The organism is Paenibacillus sp. P32E, from assembly GCF_001909085.1.
GTDB classification, from domain to species: domain Bacteria; phylum Bacillota; class Bacilli; order Paenibacillales; family Paenibacillaceae; genus Paenibacillus_AQ; species Paenibacillus_AQ helianthi.
In genome coordinates, this window is record NZ_LVYY01000009.1 from 1 (window position 1) to 17,547 (window position 17,547).

Here is a 17,547-nt window from a genome sequence, read left to right on the forward strand (position 1 = left end):
CCTGTAAAGGAGCAAGAAACGGCGTCCACCTCCTGAGAGGCCGAACGAAGGAATGTAAGGGCAAAGACCCCGCGTGACATGGGAGGGTAAGCCGTCAGGAGACAGGTGTGGATATCCAAAGTGCGATCACAGAACGTATCCTTGGGTTGGGGATGAATCCCCCGCTCTCTATTCCCGCCACCGGCTTCACCAGAAAATAATGTCATCCTTACATGACTTCTCCAGCTCTCAATCTGTCTATGGCTGAAAATCTTAGAACCAGTGAGTAAACAAGAGTATTTATTAATTTATAGTGGGAGAGATAAACGATGGAAACAGTCCATATTAGCGATTTGCGACCAGGGCAGTACATCAACAACAACGGCCAGGTAATCACACTGGAACAGGCCAAGAAGCTGCTTGAGGGCGGCGCGGCACCAGTACTGCACACCGTATCGGACGAATATATCGGCAGAGTCCTTGACTCACTTCATGATGCACGCGAGGCAGGCCAAGAGCCGGGGGATTTCTGCGAACCAGATCCGCAAGCCAAACTGATCGAGTACAGAGAGCTTCGCGCCGTCGCCATCGGACCGGACCGGGCTGATATCGTCGCCGGTTATGGCACTAATGAGGAGTTGGCGGCCTGGTATCGGTTAGAAGTCACAATACCAGAAGAGGAATGGCAGGATTACAAAGTTGTCGATTTACCGTTGGACAAAAAAATGGATTGGGAAGAAGACGGGGAAATGACGCTGAAGGAGCTTTTAGAGTGGGAGACGGAGTTTCCTCAAATCGTAGGTTCTAGCGAATAACGGGGAGGGCTCAGGCCCTCTCCCCCTATAAAGGAGCTGATAAGCAGATGCAGATTGATCTTTTTGAAATTTTGAATGAAGAGAAGCTGCAGGCTCAGAAATTACTTGAATCGGAGAGTCTCCAGGAGAGAATCACCGAGAGCAGGAAGGCATTAGGCTGGGATGAATACGAGAAACTCAAATCAGAGCGGGCCCTGAAGATCGAGATTAATAATCTGCCTTGGATGCCATCACATCCAAACGTAACAACCTCTGGTTATGAGCACGTTGACGTAATGGTGATAATCCCGCCAGATGTGCTGAGCCCCGTTGAGTACCATCTGAGATTGGGGCATAGCGAGCGGTCCAGTTATCAAAATGACCCATTGAGAGATGCATGCCGGGAAATCTGGTCCTCGTATAACTTTGCGATCTGGGGATATCAGCCTCACCAAGTTGGTTGGTGCGGAGCAACAAAGCTATTAACAAGGCATCGCGATGCTGGCGATCCGATATGGATGCGACTCTCCAAAATTGGAGAGCGACTGATATATGGTGCAATACCTGATTGCATTGTCGAAATTAAAGGGGAGGCATAACCAGTATGAGCAAATCAATCAATGAATTAGTAAATGATGCCCACACCAACGCCGTCAGCAAAGGCTGGTGGGACGAGGACCGCAGTTTCGGAGAGATCATTGCACTAATCCACAGTGAGGCCTCCGAGGCGCTGGAAGACTATCGCGCTGGCAAGCAGCCTACAGAGGTTTGGTACGAGGTTAAGGCTCCGAGTGGCAAGGTGCTTAACCTCTCTACACCACTTGAATGGGCTCCCGAACCACAAAAACCTTGTGGCATCCCCTCTGAACTGGCTGATATCGTGATTCGTGTATTTGACGCCTGCGGGCGGTACGGCATAGACCTGGAGCAAGCAGTCAAGGAAAAGATGGCTTACAACGCCACACGGCCACAGCGTCATGGGGGCAAGGTGCTATGACACCAGAACGGTTTGAAAAGATCAAGAAGGTATTTGGTCAAGTTGGATTACTTACTGGACCTATGGCCGTAGAGTTGATGGCTGCTCTAGAAGAGGCAGAGAAAAGGAAAGTGGAACTTTGGGAATGTGAGGATTGCGGTTTTAGTTTTAATGCCATCCACACAGATTTTGTAGACGGAAAGGATTCAGGTGATCATAGTTGTCCATTATGTGCTGAAACTCGCTTAGAAAAGGAGTTGGCAGAGGCACAGCGGATTATAGACCGGCACGAGCAGGAAAACGAAAGGAAACAGAAATTTATCGTAGAGCAGGCTGAATATAGCAACGAAATCAAGATTGAACTGCGGGAGGCACAGCAGACCATAGCCCGGAAACGGGAAGCGCTGGAGAAAATTAAATCAACAGGCGCACAGGCAGGAAACAACTCATACTATCACATGGCTAAATTTGGCCTTGGGGAAGGAGCTAAGGAATTATGACAAATGTTCCTAAATGCAAAGATTGCTCGCATTTTAGACAAGAACATGTCCGAAAGTACGACTCATGCCATCATCCAGAAAAAAGAATCGGCGGTTTTTTGGGAACATGGATTAAAAGCACAGAACGCCGCGCGACAAGTCCCAAATGGTGCCCATTACGTAAGGAGGCTCAGCCATGACACAGGTACAGATGATCAAAACCTTCGAGTCGCTGATCCCTGCTGAATTCTTTGGGAAAATTCTGATTGAGACACGGGACGCCGAAACTGCCGGTGCAGCTAAGTACAACTATTTTCTCGAATACAGCGATTGTCTACCAGATGTGACCTTTGGGGATTTCGTTCGGAAGGTGAAATGCAGAACTACAGGAAGCCGACAGGTAGCTCCACCGATGCCTCAACCGGACAATATTCTTCCGGAAGGAAAAACCTGCGGATCATGCCTACATTGGAACCGATGCAGCGCCTTGATAGGCTGTCTGACAGGCGATGAAACTATTTGTGATTTCGCACCAATCCGGTACAGAGAAGCGCCGATCGACCCCAGATAGAGGGCAGAGGCTGCTTATATGGTACTAAGCCAAGTAAGGAAGTAGTAGACGCATATTGCGCATTAGGGAAGAGAAATTCGCTTTGATAACGAAATGATGTTTTTGTCCTTATCATCACCATGGTCAGCATTTTCTTCTATATCTTTTTTCTCGTCGTGAAACTCAACAGGAGATTGGGCCGTGATGTAGTCAAACGGAGTGTAATTATTACTTGGTAATTTTCTTGTGATTAATGCCTTGACGAGGATGAAACCTAATAAGATATTGAAAAAACCGAATGCTCCAAACAACAAGTATTGTACTAAGTTCATTGTTAACACCGCCTTTGTTTGATTTTATATTTGAATGTTAATATTTTCAAGTTGCAAGGTTGCTGAGAGCTATTCATTCGACCGAGATTTGAACAGTACGAGAGTACCGGGCCGTTGACGCATACTGCGAAGAAAGCAGGATACGTTTCTCCTATCGCTTTCAAGTTATTAGACTATAGTTCGTTAATTGCTTGAACAACTAGTTCCAACGCTTTAAGTCTTCTTTCTAAAAGCGTTCTTTGTGGACTACCGATCTTTGACTTAGCATAACTGTTCTCAACTGACGGGGTTAAACCAATAAGAACTTTTCGGGCCTCTACTAAATCTTCATGTGTGTATTGATGAGGTTTTTGATTCCAGATGTTTTCTAGAATAGCTAAGCCGATGTAAACAGCATTGAGTCGTTTCTTTACTAGGGTTGTATTTGCGCCATTTTGAGTCATCTGGGACAAGGCGTTCTCGAGTTTTTTGATTGTAGATTGCAAAGATCTTATTGATTCCAATTTCTCTACATTAGATACATCTTCCATGTATATACTGTCCTTTCTTCGCTTCCAAATTATTATATTGAGCACTGTATTCCAATAGGTCCTACTTTTTATCTTATAAAATTATATACCAGGACGATAGGCCACCGATACGACCGAACAACCTAACGAAGTGGGAGCCGATACCCGGCTCTCCCCTATAACAAGGAGGATATAACCGTATGGACCCATTGCGAGAGGTAGGGAAATTACTTAACAGGGCCGGGCTTTGGGAAACAAGATCAAAACGAGCATCTCTCAAGGGAGATTATGATCGGGCAGGAGAATTAAGAAATAAGGCGTTTCAACTTGCAGCTAAGGCTAGAAGAATCGAAGAAAAATACCGAGAGGAGGTAAACCACCAATGACCCAAACACCCCGGGACCGCACCCTTTACCCAGATACCCCAGCACCCACACCAACGGAAGAATATGAAACTAAGACGAACAGTCGCAAGCCGTCTTTCACAGGATATAAACCGCAATTCATTGGGCCACGCAAAGAGACATCCGCCGCAGATAAGTTGCTGCGATTGGATGCAGAACGAATGGTAAAACAACATGAAGATGCAATGAGAAATCCCAAAGGGGCCCCAGCACCCAAGGAAGGAGATAACCAATGACACCAGAATCCGCAGCCAACGCCCTTAAAGAAATGACTAAGCTGTTCAATTGCTCTTATGAAACGGCATGGATGAATTATATGCACCCTACGATCACGGAGAAATTCACTTATGAGGAAGTCAGAAAGCACATTTAGGTATAAGGGGGAGAAGAGGATGAAGGAAGTAAACGCGGATTTGTACCATCTGCTCAATGAAAATGAAACAGGCCTATATACTCAGGAATTTCATAATAACAAAACGGTATACGCCTATGTTCATTTGGATTTTGCTGATCTGGCCGATTTCGTGGAAGCCGTTGGGATATACCCGTTTGAAGAAGGCGGAATGAAAGTAACTATGTTCGAAAGATCAATCTGTGTTGATCTTAACGACATCATAGAAGGCCACGACTATAAGCTGAGTAGTTACAAAAAATGCTTTGATGAGGACGATTGGGAAAGGTATAAAGAGCAGATTGAAGAGATGGAACGTGACTATTAGGCCGGAGGCCATCAATCGACAAAATAATCCCAGCGCAGCGGGGGCCGACACAGGGTTAAATTAATTGTCGTCAAGATGCTTAGGGGTGGTACTAGTATATCCCTGCTGGTGAATTTCCCCATCGTTACAGACACCATATTCATATGGATATCCGATCTCATCTTTAAATGTAACCTCTGCACCATATCGACAAGTACTACTCTTAGAGACAGAACCTTTAATGTTGTATATTTCATCTTCTGTGTAGTTCTTCTTGGTAATAAGATAAGTTTTAATTTGCTTGGCAGCTTGAGTTTTTTTATAAGGCACCCCATTTATAGAAACATAGCCAACAAGAAAAATAATGATTAAAGATACTAGCGCTGCGATGCTGGATAGGACAACTTTTTTGATAATAAACACACCTTTCGCTTAAGTTAATTAAGAGATAGGAAACATCCTATCTCTTAATTGTAGTAAATTTAGAAATTAGATCCAATAATGGCAACTCTAGTTAATGATGATTGATCTGGTAAACTGTATGGTAAAAATAAAATATTACCTGCACCAGGATTTCCGAAGCTAACACTTGCTCCGTAATAGTAGGCATCCCATACTATTTTAGAACAATATGTCTCAGTGTAATAGTCGAATATATTGTTAATCAAGCCATAATGAACCTGATCTTTATAGAGAGATTGATAATTACTTGCCCATGTTGCAGCTTGTTGAGCTTTGGTAGGGGAAGAAGTATATCGCAGTACTTTTGTATTGGCATACTTTGTATACCAATCAGTAATTGGCTGTCTAATCAAAGGTTTGTTATAACCTTCAATAGACACTATTGTTCCGTTATCAATTAAAATACCCGCATGTCCAGTATACCCAAATCCAGAAGAACCAGTACTGTTTGTCACTAGAATGTCTCCTGCTTGAATAGCAACATTTGTACCTTTATAAGTTTCTCCTGGAATAGAGAAGGGAACTAAATCAGTTAAGGAAGGAGATAATGAATCATTTTCTATAACTGTTGTGCTATTAACGTCCGGGATAGGTGCAGTTATAGTACTTGATGCATTGACTTCAGGTACAGGTGTTGCACTATCAGCACTAGCCATTCCTAGTGAAAAAGCAGATAGAATTACTGTAAGTGAGAATGATAGGAGAAATTTACCTTTTTTCAAATAAAACACCCCAGAAGCATATTTCGTCTCACGGCCGGATTCGATAGATTAATACTAGTTTAGAAAAATATGGATGTCAAAGAAAAAGATTCAACAAATATTGCAGCAAATTAGTATAATAGTCGATAATTATCATAAAATAGCATAAATTGTGGAAAAGTAGAAGTAGATATATAAATATAATAGATATAATGTTAACAATTAGGGAATAATGACATAAATAATAATTATATGATTTTATGACGATTTATAAAATAAATACAATTAAGTGGAATTAATCGAGTAAGAACATTTTTATTTTGAATTTTGCTTCTAAAGGAATTATTTTGTGAGAAATATAGGAGAATTCTGAAGGAATTGAGAGCTACGTACGACGAAGACCGGCGCTTGTACATCGAAGGTGAGTTGTACATCCTAAATTACTATATCGAGAACCTGGAATCTCACACCTTATACCCTACTCCGGTAATCAAAGATGAGTAACAGCCTGCTGCTATTTATAGCCGGGCTTGCAACAGGGCAGTTTTCATTCCTGGGAGCACAGATTTTATTCCATCGAGAAGAGGCTGATCTTAATGAGTGACTGGTACGCAGGAATCAAGAACAAAGCAAATGAGGTAGCTGGCGGCGGGCAGGTAACAATTAAGTCTTCGCAGCTAACACCACAAGAGAGGGTTGAGCTGGATCTGAAGTATCCAGCGCCTACAGGTAAAGCAGCTGAGAAACCTTTTGTGATAAGAGGTACAGTCGAATGACTATGAAAGCCTATGAAGCAAGTAAAGCACTTGATGCCGGCCATCGTAAATTTGTTCTGGTCCACTCCCCAGAAGTCGTTGAGGTATTGGATTATGGTCCTACCTGGGTCAGATACACGGCATCATATATCAAACTTTTCATAAGCACGAATATGCGACTGTTTGCGGCGATGGTGGATCATGTACACATAGAAAAAAGACCTGACTCAGCATCAGGGCAATAAGCAGCAACTTTTATCCTCACACACAATTATATCACACACAAAGGGGAATGAGGATGAACGTGGTAGAGAGTAAGTTTGTCGGAAGATATATGGACTTGGGACCGGCCACCGCAGGCAACTATCATAATTCCCGTAACATTGCCGAGCGAGCCTATAGAAAGGCTGATGCAGACGACAAAAAGGTAATATCTGGAATGGTGAGCGATTGTGAATATGTAGAGGAGTGGCTGACTACCGGCAGGCGCCCGGGTAATAAGCGCGGGATCGAGCGGCGGGCTGGATATGAGAGAGAAGTGCTACTGGACCCGGTCCGTATGCAGGCTTTTGCTTCAGACTCCAAAGCCGGCAGCCCGGCAAATCTTACTGATGATCAAAGATTTCAATTACAATATGCCCTGGACCAATTAAGCGAGCGGGAGCGTGAATGTTATGTGTTGGCCCACGGTGAGTGCTTTTCTCACTCAACCATTGCCAGTATGCTCGAGATTGCTCCTGGCAGCGTGAGTGAGTATATACAACGAGCTCACAAGAAAGTCAGTAATGCTGTTGAGAATAGCCTGTTTTTCTTCTAGACTATGTTGTAGACTAAAGGCATCTTGTGAATGATAGCTTGTAATTAGGGAGTGGGAAAATGAGTTTTATATCTGTGGTAGCAACCGAGAAATTTGTGACGATTATGGCAGATGGCAGAGTGGTTAACATGGATTCAGGGGAAATAATTGAAGAAAATTTCATCAAATATTTACAAGTAAATGAGAAAGCTTTTATAGCATTCACGGGCACAAAAGACACTGGAGAAGCAATGGCTGAAACGATTGCTAGAAGGATTATTGAAGGTGAAGATTTCGCAAAGATTCATCAAATTTTGATAGGTACTATTGAATCACTAAAAGAAATTATTACTGATAGCAGACCAGTCTCCATTGCCTTTGGTGGATTTAATAAAGAGGGAGAGGCAGAATTGCGATCTTACGCCTCGAAGTCAAAGCAAACCTTACAATTTAAGCCAAAAGGCCATGAATTTGCAACAACACTTATGACAGGAGCGAATTCTTCATTGGATGAAAAGGATCTTCATGTAGTTTTTGAAGGATTTATGAGGGAAGCAATGCACGGTAATATAGATCCTAGTCCATCACAAATTATACAAGCTCAAAAATTAATGAATAAATATGTCTCGGAACGTGATTATACTGTAAATAATATCACTTCACGATTAGTTCTGAAGAAATAGAATGTTGATATTTGTCTAGGAGATGCCCATTATTTATAGGAGGAACCTATAAACGGTTTGACTCTTATAGTGAATGGTGTGTAAAACTGACCATGACTCTTACGAATAACAAGCATAGCGCTCAAGCATCAGGTAAAGATGAGTTACACGCCAGCCGCATGAGCTCACGGTTAATTGAGCTCAACAATTCCTTATCCTTATCTCAATAAATATAGTAATATATGTATATGAGGAGGCGAGGCCTTGAGGAAACGGGACGCATTTGAATATATATGTTTGCTTGGCTGTACATTGGGGCTATACGTACTTATCTTTACAGCGGTTGTACACGTACCAGCAGTCACACAAGCAATAATGTCATACAGTGCTTTAGCAGTTGCAATTGTAATAGGGATACGCAAATACAGGTTAGCTTCTAAAGGTCGCCAATAGGCGGCTTTTTCTATTTACACATAAACCCATAATCTAAACCTGAAAAGCTGCAGAGGTGACGGCGAAGTAAGGTACATGGGTAAAGAGGGAATTACTTCCTTTACGTCGAAATATGATGTCGAAGGAGGTGAGATGATGGGATATAGCGGTCATGTGAATTCACTTATTGGCGTGGGGAGCTATTTGGATATGATGGTGGATATTAAAAATACCATCGGGAAGAAGATTGAAATTGGATTCGAACCAGACATTCCTAAGGACGAAAAGATATACACTCTTAAAGATGCTCATGTAGGTCATGAATATGCGGGTGCATATATTCACTTTTATTTATTGTCCGACAATGATGAGAATGTAGAATTCATAATTAAGGGGATAAAAAACTTTGAATATGAAGTACATCCTAGTACGAAAAAGTACTGGGTTGGAGTGTCTGATGAGCCCTTAACTCAATATCCGAAAGGTTTTTCCGAGAGTATGTCACACCAACATGGTAACCATAACTACCGATTCTTATTATTCAACTAATTCACAGTAAAGAGAGCACCTCCGGGTGCTTTTTTCATGCCTTAAATACGGGGGTGGTGACATGTAGTGGCAAAGAAAAGAGACCCGAAGAGGGCAGAAGCGGAACAGATGTGGATCGACAGCGGTGGTAAGAGGGATATCGTAGAAATTGCCGCGAGTCTTGATCTACCGGCTGGAACGGTCCGAGGTTGGAAGAGCAAAGACAACTGGGAATCCACCCTGAACGGCGAGAAGGAATCGAAGCTGCCGGATAAATCCAAGAAAAAGAAACGGAACGTTCCAGACATGAATACGGAACGTTCCAATCAAAAACGGAACGTTCCGATTCGGGAGCAGCCGCCACCGCGGATTGATGAAGCGGATACGGGTGAACCAGACGAAGACGGACTGACCCCGAAGCAGCGGATTTTTATTCTCGAATACCTGCGAACCTTCAACGCTACAGGAGCGGCAATAGCTGCTGGGTACTCCAAGAAGTCCGCTTACACCATTGGCTGGGAGAACTTGAGGAAACCAGAAATTCAAGCGGCTATCAAGCAGGCCAAGGAGCAGTACACCGAGGAGCTGGGTTTGGACATCAAGCGGATCATTGCCGAGTGGATGAAAATCGCCTTTGCGGACACCGGTGATTACGTTAATTTTGGCAGCCGGGAATTTCCACTTCACACCAAGAAGGGCGATCCTATTCTAGATGAAGACGGCAAGCAGTTGACTGGAACTCAGAACTTTGTGAACCTTGTGAATTCCGATGTAATAGATACCAGCATCATTTCTGAGGTAAAGGAAGGCAAAGACGGCTTCAGTGTGAAGCTCTATAACAAGATTGAAGCGCTGAAGCAGTTGGAGAAGTATACCGACTACATGGATGAAGAAACCCGCTTGAAAATCCGCAAGGCGCAGCTCGAAGTTGAGAAGCTGGAGGGCAGTGGTAACGGTGAGGTTAATAGCTGGGTGAATGCATTGATGGACGTTGCTGAGAAGCGAAAGGCGAAGGTGATGAGCGATGAGCGCTAAGCCTTACAATGTGATTTCATCAATGGCAGCCCTAATTGACCTATATTGGGATGAGCCGGCTGCATTTGCAGAGGATATGCTTGATTTTGATGCAGACGAATGGCAATTGGCAGTAATGTACGATGTGGCTCACTCGCGATTTGTAACGGTCCGCTCCGGTCAAGGTGTGGGAAAGACCGCTCTGGAGGCCGCATTGGTTATTTGGTTCTTATGTTGCCGGCCCAATTCCCGAGTAGTGTGTACCGCTCCTACCCGCCAGCAGCTCCATGATGTACTGTGGTCCGAGGTGGCTAAGTGGTTGGAACGTTCAAAGGTAAAAAACCTTTTGAAGTGGACCAAGACCAAAATTTATATGATCGGTCAGGAAAAGCGCTGGTTTGCTACAGCTAGAACGGCGACCAAGCCAGAGAACATGCAGGGCTTTCATGAGGACCACATGTTGTTCATCGTAGATGAAGCATCTGGGGTCAAAGATGATATCATGGAGGCCATATTCGGGACTCTTACCGGTGATGATAATAAAATGCTTATGTGTGGCAACCCCACGCGAACAAGCGGATTCTTTTATGACAGTCACCATAAGGATAGGGGGACGTATAAGGCGCATCGAGTATCAAGCCGTGACAGCAAGCGGACCAATAAGAAAAATATCGAGATGCTTGAAAATAAATACGGTAAAGATAGCGATGTGGTCCGTGTCCGGGCAGACGGAGAGTTTCCGAGATCCGAACCGGATACTTTCATTCCTTTGGAACTTGCCGAGACGGCAGCAGCGAGAGAGGTATACGTCCGGATTCTTGATGAAGACACCGGGACATGGGAGTCAAACATTCCAGATACAGCTGAATTGGAAATCGGGGTAGACGTTGCCCGCTTCGGAGATGATGAAACGACAATTGTTCCTCGGATCGGCGCTATGGTCCCTTATATCCGTCATTATTCCAAAAATGATACGATGGTAACTGCTGGATGGGTTTTGATTACTGCCAAGGAATGCATGGAACAATTCGGACGGCCCAGATGCACCGTGAAGATAGACGATGACGGTGTGGGTGGTGGGGTAACAGACCGTATTCGTGAAGTGGTGCGTGAGGAAGGGTTGAACATCACTGTGGTGGATTGCCACAACGGCGGCAAAGCATTTGATCCAGAGCATTACGAGAATTGGGGTACAGAAGCCTGGGCAAATGTTCGTGATCTGCTGCAGGCAGAAGATATTCAAATTCCAAATGACGAGGATCTGATAGGCCAGCTTTCAACCCGGAAATATTCAGTCACTAGTAAAGGGAAAATCATTCTTGAATCGAAGAAGGAAATGAAAAAGCGTGGTCTCCGGTCTCCTGACCGAGCGGATGCGCTTATTTTGGCGTTTGCAAAAACAGGAGCTGTAATGGATCAGGCTGCTGCATCACTGCTGGGAGGAGGTAGGGTATATGGCTAGATGGCGTTTGGTAGATCGAGCGGTTGGCGAAATGTCGAAACTGCGGCAGGGTATGGCAGGCCTATGGGGAGTTATTACCGGCACGCTGGGCGGTACATACAGGCTTGACTCCAGCCGCGTAGACTATGCCAAAGCCCGGGCGCTCTACGATAACACGGAAGAGAATTATAAGCTGGGAGCTGGCTTTGCAAAGAAAGTGGTTAATGCCACTGTCGGATTTATCGGATTGCCTGAGTTCAAGTCAATAGACGAGGATGCCCAGAAAACTGTTAATGATTTTCTGAAGAAGAACGAATCCAAAGCGCAGCGGACCCACTTAAATGCTATCAAAGAAGGTGATTGCTTCGTATGGCTTACTCGGGAGAAAAACGTCTCCAAACTACATCCAGAGAAGGAGTCGCGCTTGGTCTACAACATTATTCCACCAGAACAGGTCAAACGAATTGACAGAGACCCGCTCACTGGAGAGCCGATGCAGTATGTGCTTGAGGCGGAACATACCTGGTATGACGAATCCGGGACTAAAAAACAATGTAAAATCAAGCAGAAGATCAGCGCGGAACAACGCCTCATTGAAGTTGAAGGTGACCGGCCCCCTAATTTGCAAGTGGGGGAACATGATAATCCGTGGGGCTTTATTCCGATTGTTCATTTTAAGAATGATGGCGATGAGACCAATGAATACGGCAAGAGTGATCTTGAGTCTATAGAGCCATTTCTGAAGGTTTATCATGATGTATTCCTTGCAGCGATTCAAGGCTCCAAAATGCACAGCACGCCGCGGTTAAAGCTTAAGCTAAAAGACGTTCCAGGCTTCTTGCTTAATAATTTCGGAGTGAGCGATCCGAAAAAATTTGCTGCTGAAGGCGGGAAGATCAATTTAAACGGTAAGGAACTCCTGATCTTCCAGGGGGAGGAGGACGCTTCTTTTATAGAAGCGAAATCAGCCACCGGAGATGCTACAGCACTGCTTGAATTCGTGTTTTACTGCATCGTGTCCGCTTCGGAGACTCCGGAGTTTATCTTTGGCGTGCATACGCCGTCCAGCTTATCCAGTGTGAAGGAGCAAATGCCTATCTTCATCCAGAAGGTAGAGCGGAAGCGGAAGTCGTTCACGGACTCCTGGCAGCTGTTGGCCCGGATGGTGCTGTCTATGACCTCACAATCGGAGGTGACCACATTCGATACCTACGAAACAACGTTAGTATGGGAAACAGTGGATCAGAGGGATTCGAAGGATGTAGCGGAAGAGTTGAAGATCATCGTTGAAGCACTGGATAAGGCGCTTGCCGGTGGACTCATCAGTGAGCAAGCAGCAGTAGAGTACCTCTCATATTGGGTAGATACCATGCATCCTTATAACGGGACTGATGAAGGTGTTGAGTACGAAAAAGACCGTATTCTGAAGACGAAGGTGCTTTTGAGGCGTTTGGAGGATGGCGAACTTTTTGATGCAGAAGGAAAGGTGGCTGTGTAGATCATGGCCGATTATGCAACAGAGTCCGCAAGAAAGCTGCTGCAGGAGCTCAAGATGACTGCCGGAAAATATGCGATATTTGCGCTGTCTGCCCGGAAAAAGTACACCTCTCTGATGCTGAATCAAGAGCCGGAAGTTCGCAGGATATTCATGAAGGCCGGGGACCAGGTTTCCAAGGAGATCCGCAGCCTGCGGAATCGTGGATATGGGAGTAGATTGAACGACCGTTACCTCGAACCATTAATGAAGACGCTGCGGGAAACAAACATTCCGCAGTCACTCCGCGAGAGGATGAATCAATACATCATCAAAGGAGTAGACGCCGGGACAAGCTATTCCTTTGATATTACAAGGCTCCATATCAGCAGCGCTAAAATCCCGGTGGAGCCGCTGGAGCGGATGATATTCCGAACCAACAAGCAAGCGGTGGATGCCATGTGGGCCCGCAGCGAAAATGGACTGATGTTATCAGATCGAATATGGCAGAAGGGGATAAAAGCCCGGCACAGCATGACTGAGATTATTCAAGATGGCATCAAAAACGGAGAAGACCCGGTAAAAACCGCTCGCTTCATCGAGCAATATGTGCGGCGCGGCAAGAAGACGCTATCCGGGGATTACCCCGAAATGATGGAGAGGATGGGCAACCGGATTCCGAGCGATTTGTCCTATGAAGCTCTGCGGCTGGTCCGTACGGAGACGGCAGCGGCTTTCGGAGAAGGGACTATTGCTGCTGCTCGGGTGAGTCCCAGCTATACCGGAATGAAGTGGGTACTATCTGGCGCACATCCGAAGCCGGATATCTGCGATGAGCTGGCTGGAGCTGATCACGGCATGGGTCGAGGCGTTTGGCCGGTGGGAGAGGAACCACATATGCCAGCACATCCAAATTGCCTGTGTGTTTTGATATCAGTACATGAGGATCTTGATCTATTTATGGGTCGGCTTAACCAGTGGACTAAGAATCCTTCCAGTCAACCGGACCTGGAAGATTGGTACGAAAATGTGTATTCCAAGGTGGCGTAAACAGGCCGATTAGACATTTGGTTAATATATATATTTTGTGAGCATGTCTGTATATTGTGTTGCTTAGTAATTTATTGAACAATATATTGTGTATTATGAATATATATGCAATTCAATTGAATATTCACATGATTTTATGCGGAATATCGGTTAAAGAGCATGAATAGTATGCAGGAATTAAGCTGATTTTTAGGATTTTTGGTCTTATTGAGTCGTTTTCCGAATGGGTTATCAACTTCGGATAAACGGCTATTTTTGTTGCCTCCAGAAAGGGGGGAATTTTATGGAACAGGTAAGATGGACATCTGCAATTGATAATGCCCGCTTCATGTTGGAGGAATATAAGAAAATCCCTGTCGGCATATTCGGCGCAATGAACATTGCAAATGTGATTGCACGGTACGACCGCGGGGAGCGAACGCAGGATTTGCTCGAAGAGCTAGAAGCCATCGAATGAAAGGATGTGACCGACTTGGAAGCAGTTATTTTCACAGAGGAGCAACTGAAAACTAAATGCGTTGAATGGCAAAAGGTGCTGCGACTGCAAGACTGGGATGTTAAGACCAGCATTAAGCGGGCAAGGGATATGAATCTGGATGCAAATGGGGTAATCACCGTTCACCTGGAGCACAGGTTAGCATCTATCCGTATTCTTGATCCTTTGGATTATTCGCCTGAAGAACTCCATCCGCAAGATATGGAAAAAATACTGGTGCATGAATTATTGCACATTCACCTGTTCCCTATGACGAAGGATTATGAGGGACATTTAGCAACGGCTGAAGAACAAGCGATCAATATGATTACATCCAGCCTAATTGAACTTTCACGGAGAGGAGGTGAGACGAAAAATGAAAAAGGTTCTGATTTGCGGTGAAATGGCTGCTGGAGCAGCGACACTATTCCAACTCTTTGCGGGCATCTCTGGTGAAATGCAGGTCGATGATGTGCCGCTGGCCTCCGGCGTCAACGTGGACGAGCTCAAGAAGGGTGACACCGATCCTTTGGAAGTTGTCGTTGAAATCCCCGCTTCCAAATCTAAGCGCGGCTGGAATTATACCGGCGAGTCGCTGCGGAACATCGTTGATGCCGTCATGAGCAAGACTCTGAATGGATTCTTAGGACATCAGAAAGCTGAGGACGTTAGTAACCAGTTCCTCCCGCCAGTGACACATTGGATCGGCGCCAAGATGGTAGGCGAGACGGCTTACTTCCGTGGCTTGGTTGATGCTTCTGCAAGTGATCTGAAACGGTGGATTCGTGGTAAGCGGATTACACAGGTATCAATTTTCGGCATGCCGAAGCTGGAGAAGGCCAACGGTGAAACAAATGTTGTTGGTTATGATCCATTGTCTATTGACTGGACACCGCTTGACCGTGCCGGAATGAACACGCGGATTGTAGCCACGTCCGGGGAAATGTGGGATTTAGAAGGGGGAGGCCCCGAACATTCGAAAGGAGATGATGAGCAAGTGGAATGGGCTCAAGTAATTGCAGAAGTTAAGAAGAAACACGGTCTGAAGGGTGTAACAATTGGGACGCTGGCCGGGGAAATGGGGCTGACTGATCAGCAAGTCGTGCAGGAACTGACACCGGATTTTGCCAAAGAAGTACAGCGGGCACTTGAGATCAGCGGCAAAGCGGCTGAAATCCTCGGCGTGACTGGTGAGATGAATGTAGAGGACCTTTTCAAATCTCTTAAAGCAGCTGCTGAAAAGGATGCTGGAGCTGGCCGGGATCGAATTGTCGGTGAAATGATCACTGAGAAAGTGACATCCGAAGCGGTCCGCAAAGATATTAAGGATCCCGCGACAGCAATCGGTAAGCTTTGGTCATATCATTCCGCTTCCATCTCTGCTACCGCGACAAAAGACCAAATCGCCGGTGAAATGGATGCGTTCCTTACCGATCCGGCCGTAAAGGCCATCGTAAGCAATTATCATACTGATCAAGCTGCAGGAACTGGGAATAGATCCAATAACAATAATAATGCCGGGTCGAGCGTTAAAACTCGCAGCACCAGCATCTAAAACGAGGAGGAATAGATATGTCCTATAATGGTCAACCGGTCCCTACAACGTATGTTCCTGTTGCGCGGGCGAAAGTATCTGATGGAAAGAGTGTCCGAGTTACAGTACCGGCCAGCACAACAATTATTGCTGAAACTTTTGTCTTGCTCTCTGGCTTCTTTGGAGTAGCAAAGCAAAATGTGACTACTGCCGCAGGACAAACAGCAGACGTAATTATTGATATCGAGCAAGCGGAGTACGAGACCAATCAGATTGTAACCACGCAGGCTTTTACGGTTAGTACACTGGTTTACTGGGATGATACGGCGAAAAAGATTACTGAGACAGCTACCGGTAATCGGCTTGTCGGTCGAGTCACTGCCGCAAAAGATGCAAACAACGTTATCTGGCTGCTTCTTGGGCCGCAAATTTAAGGGGGTATTAAGCGAATATGACAAAAATCATCAGTATTGAAAGTTTGCGCGAAGAACGCCAAAAAGGGACATTCCAAGAGAATGTTCCTTTTATCGTTAATGGGGAGCAGTTAGTCGTTGTAAAAAAAATCGTTAATGGAGAAATGGAAACCCTCGAATTCACAAGACCAGTCGGTGAAATGCTTACGAGTGGCAGCTTGGATCAGTTTAAGGATCTGATGCGTAAAACCGTCCTTGATGTAGAAATTGGCCGGGAACAAGTTCCAATCCTGTACAAGCCGATTTATGAGAACATCACAGACCCATCTTTCCCACAGTTGATTGATGCAAAATGGGCTCTGTATGGAACGGTAGTTTTCTCCGACCACATGGAAGGTGAAGAAGTAAAGTTCGGTGCCTTGAACGTGGAATCAGGCCCAGCAGCACGTATCCTTACACAAACTGCAGGATTTGAAATTTCCAAAGAGGTCAAGGAGTTCAACTCCTACTACATTGTTGAAATATACAATAAGGCAATGGGGGAAGCTCACAACGCCAAGTTGAATGATATGCACTTGGGACCGATTATTAACTTTGCTTACCCTAAAGCTGGGAACAAGACTGTATATCAAGGTGAAACAACGGATGCAAAATGGGTCCGCTTCTATTTGACGCTTAACCAAGCATTGGCCGATACGCAGGGTGCCAAACGTGCGGGCTCTATCCTCCTGGCATCCAGCTTGGATAAATCGAACATTGAAATGGCGCTTAAAGGCGGATACACCATCAACGGTACGACTTATCCCGCTGTCGACGGTATCAGCACAGTCATTTATTACGATGGCTGGACCACTACTGTCGGTAAGAAAACGTACACATATCCAGGAGTAGCGCAAGGCGATGCTTATTTGATTCGCCCAAGAAGAGGGTTCAAGGAACTAGTAAAAAAAGACCTGCAGATTGAGTCCACTGTTGGTGACCTTTCCAGACTTGTAGATGCTCAGATCGTTGGTTATTCATTCCGTGGTGTTTATGCCGCCGTCGAAGAAAATGTTCAGAAAATCACCTTGAAACCATAAGGAGTGGATG

29 protein-coding genes are annotated in these 17,547 nt (G+C 45.2%); 24 read left to right on the forward strand and 5 right to left on the reverse strand.

All coding sequences use genetic code 11. The features are described 5' to 3' along the window. The coding region (locus A3848_RS32650) for a hypothetical protein (protein ID WP_218618995.1) at positions 1-206 on the reverse strand (206 nt) is incomplete at its 3' end. A 102-nt stretch (positions 207-308) separates the two neighbouring features. On the opposite strand from A3848_RS32650, the gene A3848_RS09610 reads away from it, so the two are divergent. The 5 genes from A3848_RS09610 (at position 309) to A3848_RS09630 (ending at position 2,799) form a co-directional block, all read left to right on the forward strand. Then, positions 309-794 carry a hypothetical protein gene (locus A3848_RS09610; protein WP_074084744.1) on the forward strand — a complete coding sequence of 162 codons (486 nt, stop codon included), beginning with the start codon at positions 309-311 and terminating at the stop codon, positions 792-794. A gap of 47 nt (positions 795-841) precedes the next feature. Continuing rightward, complete coding sequence (locus A3848_RS09615; RefSeq protein WP_074084745.1) at positions 842-1,372, forward strand: hypothetical protein; 531 nt, start codon at positions 842-844, stop codon at positions 1,370-1,372. Between the two features lie 5 nt (positions 1,373-1,377). After that, positions 1,378-1,770 carry a nucleoside triphosphate pyrophosphohydrolase family protein gene (locus A3848_RS09620; protein ID WP_074084746.1) on the forward strand — a complete coding sequence of 131 codons (393 nt, stop codon included), beginning with the start codon at positions 1,378-1,380 and terminating at the stop codon, positions 1,768-1,770. Then, positions 1,767-2,249, forward strand: a complete 483-nt coding sequence (locus A3848_RS09625; RefSeq protein WP_074084747.1) for a hypothetical protein — start codon at positions 1,767-1,769, stop codon at positions 2,247-2,249. The genes A3848_RS09620 and A3848_RS09625 overlap by 4 nt, the downstream gene beginning before the upstream one ends. A 175-nt stretch (positions 2,250-2,424) precedes the next feature. After that, positions 2,425-2,799, forward strand: coding sequence for a hypothetical protein (locus A3848_RS09630; RefSeq protein ID WP_074084748.1), 375 nt, complete (start codon positions 2,425-2,427; stop codon positions 2,797-2,799). A 62-nt stretch (positions 2,800-2,861) separates the two neighbouring features. Here the strand turns inward: A3848_RS09630 and A3848_RS09635 are convergent, their stop codons facing one another. Together A3848_RS09635 and A3848_RS09640 are read right to left on the reverse strand one after the other, a co-directional pair. Further along, entirely contained in the window at positions 2,862-3,110 is a 249-nt protein-coding gene (locus tag A3848_RS09635) for a DUF3951 domain-containing protein (RefSeq protein ID WP_074084749.1), read from the reverse strand. Positions 3,111-3,283: 173 nt separating this feature from the next. Then, complete coding sequence (locus A3848_RS09640) at positions 3,284-3,640, reverse strand: hypothetical protein (RefSeq protein ID WP_074084750.1); 357 nt, start codon at positions 3,638-3,640, stop codon at positions 3,284-3,286. A gap of 179 nt (positions 3,641-3,819) precedes the next feature. On the opposite strand from A3848_RS09640, the gene A3848_RS09645 reads away from it, so the two are divergent. Genes A3848_RS09645 through A3848_RS09655 form a run of 4 tightly spaced genes read left to right on the forward strand, consistent with a single transcriptional unit; the run spans position 3,820 to position 4,742 of the window. After that, positions 3,820-4,005: a hypothetical protein gene (locus tag A3848_RS09645; RefSeq protein WP_074084751.1), complete on the forward strand. Its 186-nt coding sequence runs from the start codon at positions 3,820-3,822 to the stop codon at positions 4,003-4,005. Beyond that, positions 4,002-4,259, forward strand: coding sequence for a hypothetical protein (locus A3848_RS09650; RefSeq protein ID WP_074084752.1), 258 nt, complete (start codon positions 4,002-4,004; stop codon positions 4,257-4,259). Before A3848_RS09645 ends, A3848_RS09650 begins: the two co-directional genes overlap by 4 nt. Further along, positions 4,256-4,396 (forward strand): hypothetical protein, encoded by a 141-nt coding sequence (locus A3848_RS32225; RefSeq protein ID WP_167374770.1) that lies wholly within the window; start codon positions 4,256-4,258, stop codon positions 4,394-4,396. The genes A3848_RS09650 and A3848_RS32225 overlap by 4 nt, the downstream gene beginning before the upstream one ends. A 19-nt stretch (positions 4,397-4,415) precedes the next feature. Then, the gene (locus A3848_RS09655; RefSeq protein ID WP_074084753.1) at positions 4,416-4,742 is read left to right on the forward strand and encodes a hypothetical protein; all 327 of its coding nucleotides are present in this window, start codon (positions 4,416-4,418) and stop codon (positions 4,740-4,742) included. Positions 4,743-4,802: 60 nt separating this feature from the next. Here A3848_RS09655 and A3848_RS09660 read toward each other — a convergent pair whose 3' ends face one another. Then, the gene (locus A3848_RS09660) at positions 4,803-5,144 is read right to left on the reverse strand and encodes a DUF3139 domain-containing protein (RefSeq protein ID WP_074084754.1); all 342 of its coding nucleotides are present in this window, start codon (positions 5,142-5,144) and stop codon (positions 4,803-4,805) included. Positions 5,145-5,203: 59 nt separating this feature from the next. Continuing rightward, positions 5,204-5,905 (reverse strand): YiiX/YebB-like N1pC/P60 family cysteine hydrolase, encoded by a 702-nt coding sequence (locus A3848_RS09665; RefSeq protein WP_083607089.1) that lies wholly within the window; start codon positions 5,903-5,905, stop codon positions 5,204-5,206. A 357-nt stretch (positions 5,906-6,262) separates the two neighbouring features. Here A3848_RS09665 and A3848_RS32855 point away from each other — a divergent pair, with 357 nt between their 5' ends. The 15 genes from A3848_RS32855 (at position 6,263) to A3848_RS09730 (ending at position 17,537) form a co-directional block, all read left to right on the forward strand. After that, on the forward strand, positions 6,263-6,388 hold the full coding sequence (locus tag A3848_RS32855; RefSeq protein WP_256702264.1) for a hypothetical protein: 126 nt from the start codon (positions 6,263-6,265) through the stop codon (positions 6,386-6,388). A gap of 92 nt (positions 6,389-6,480) precedes the next feature. Further along, positions 6,481-6,660 carry a hypothetical protein gene (locus A3848_RS09670; RefSeq protein ID WP_074084755.1) on the forward strand — a complete coding sequence of 60 codons (180 nt, stop codon included), beginning with the start codon at positions 6,481-6,483 and terminating at the stop codon, positions 6,658-6,660. Beyond that, positions 6,657-6,884: a hypothetical protein gene (locus tag A3848_RS09675; protein WP_074084756.1), complete on the forward strand. Its 228-nt coding sequence runs from the start codon at positions 6,657-6,659 to the stop codon at positions 6,882-6,884. The genes A3848_RS09670 and A3848_RS09675 overlap by 4 nt, the downstream gene beginning before the upstream one ends. A 53-nt stretch (positions 6,885-6,937) precedes the next feature. Further along, on the forward strand, positions 6,938-7,456 hold the full coding sequence (locus A3848_RS09680; protein ID WP_083612031.1) for a sigma factor-like helix-turn-helix DNA-binding protein: 519 nt from the start codon (positions 6,938-6,940) through the stop codon (positions 7,454-7,456). 59 nt (positions 7,457-7,515) lie between these two features. Beyond that, positions 7,516-8,118, forward strand: coding sequence for a hypothetical protein (locus tag A3848_RS09685; RefSeq protein WP_074084757.1), 603 nt, complete (start codon positions 7,516-7,518; stop codon positions 8,116-8,118). Between the two features lie 567 nt (positions 8,119-8,685). After that, positions 8,686-9,078 (forward strand): hypothetical protein, encoded by a 393-nt coding sequence (locus A3848_RS09690; RefSeq protein ID WP_074084758.1) that lies wholly within the window; start codon positions 8,686-8,688, stop codon positions 9,076-9,078. A gap of 66 nt (positions 9,079-9,144) precedes the next feature. Further along, the gene (locus A3848_RS09695) at positions 9,145-10,092 is read left to right on the forward strand and encodes a terminase small subunit (protein WP_074084759.1); all 948 of its coding nucleotides are present in this window, start codon (positions 9,145-9,147) and stop codon (positions 10,090-10,092) included. Further along, positions 10,082-11,533 carry a phage terminase large subunit gene (locus tag A3848_RS09700; RefSeq protein WP_074084760.1) on the forward strand — a complete coding sequence of 484 codons (1,452 nt, stop codon included), beginning with the start codon at positions 10,082-10,084 and terminating at the stop codon, positions 11,531-11,533. Before A3848_RS09695 ends, A3848_RS09700 begins: the two co-directional genes overlap by 11 nt. Beyond that, the gene (locus tag A3848_RS09705) at positions 11,526-13,010 is read left to right on the forward strand and encodes a phage portal protein (protein ID WP_074084761.1); all 1,485 of its coding nucleotides are present in this window, start codon (positions 11,526-11,528) and stop codon (positions 13,008-13,010) included. The genes A3848_RS09700 and A3848_RS09705 overlap by 8 nt, the downstream gene beginning before the upstream one ends. A 3-nt stretch (positions 13,011-13,013) precedes the next feature. After that, entirely contained in the window at positions 13,014-14,036 is a 1,023-nt protein-coding gene (locus tag A3848_RS09710; RefSeq protein WP_074084762.1) for a hypothetical protein, read from the forward strand. Between the two features lie 283 nt (positions 14,037-14,319). Then, the gene (locus A3848_RS32230; protein WP_178381953.1) at positions 14,320-14,493 is read left to right on the forward strand and encodes a hypothetical protein; all 174 of its coding nucleotides are present in this window, start codon (positions 14,320-14,322) and stop codon (positions 14,491-14,493) included. Positions 14,494-14,508: 15 nt separating this feature from the next. Next, positions 14,509-14,913, forward strand: coding sequence for a hypothetical protein (locus tag A3848_RS09715; RefSeq protein ID WP_074084763.1), 405 nt, complete (start codon positions 14,509-14,511; stop codon positions 14,911-14,913). After that, positions 14,888-16,066 (forward strand): hypothetical protein, encoded by a 1,179-nt coding sequence (locus tag A3848_RS09720; protein ID WP_074084764.1) that lies wholly within the window; start codon positions 14,888-14,890, stop codon positions 16,064-16,066. Before A3848_RS09715 ends, A3848_RS09720 begins: the two co-directional genes overlap by 26 nt. A 17-nt stretch (positions 16,067-16,083) precedes the next feature. Continuing rightward, positions 16,084-16,479 (forward strand): DUF2190 family protein, encoded by a 396-nt coding sequence (locus tag A3848_RS09725; protein WP_074084765.1) that lies wholly within the window; start codon positions 16,084-16,086, stop codon positions 16,477-16,479. A gap of 17 nt (positions 16,480-16,496) precedes the next feature. After that, positions 16,497-17,537, forward strand: a complete 1,041-nt coding sequence (locus A3848_RS09730; protein WP_074084766.1) for a hypothetical protein — start codon at positions 16,497-16,499, stop codon at positions 17,535-17,537. Positions 17,538-17,547 lie beyond the last annotated feature (10 nt).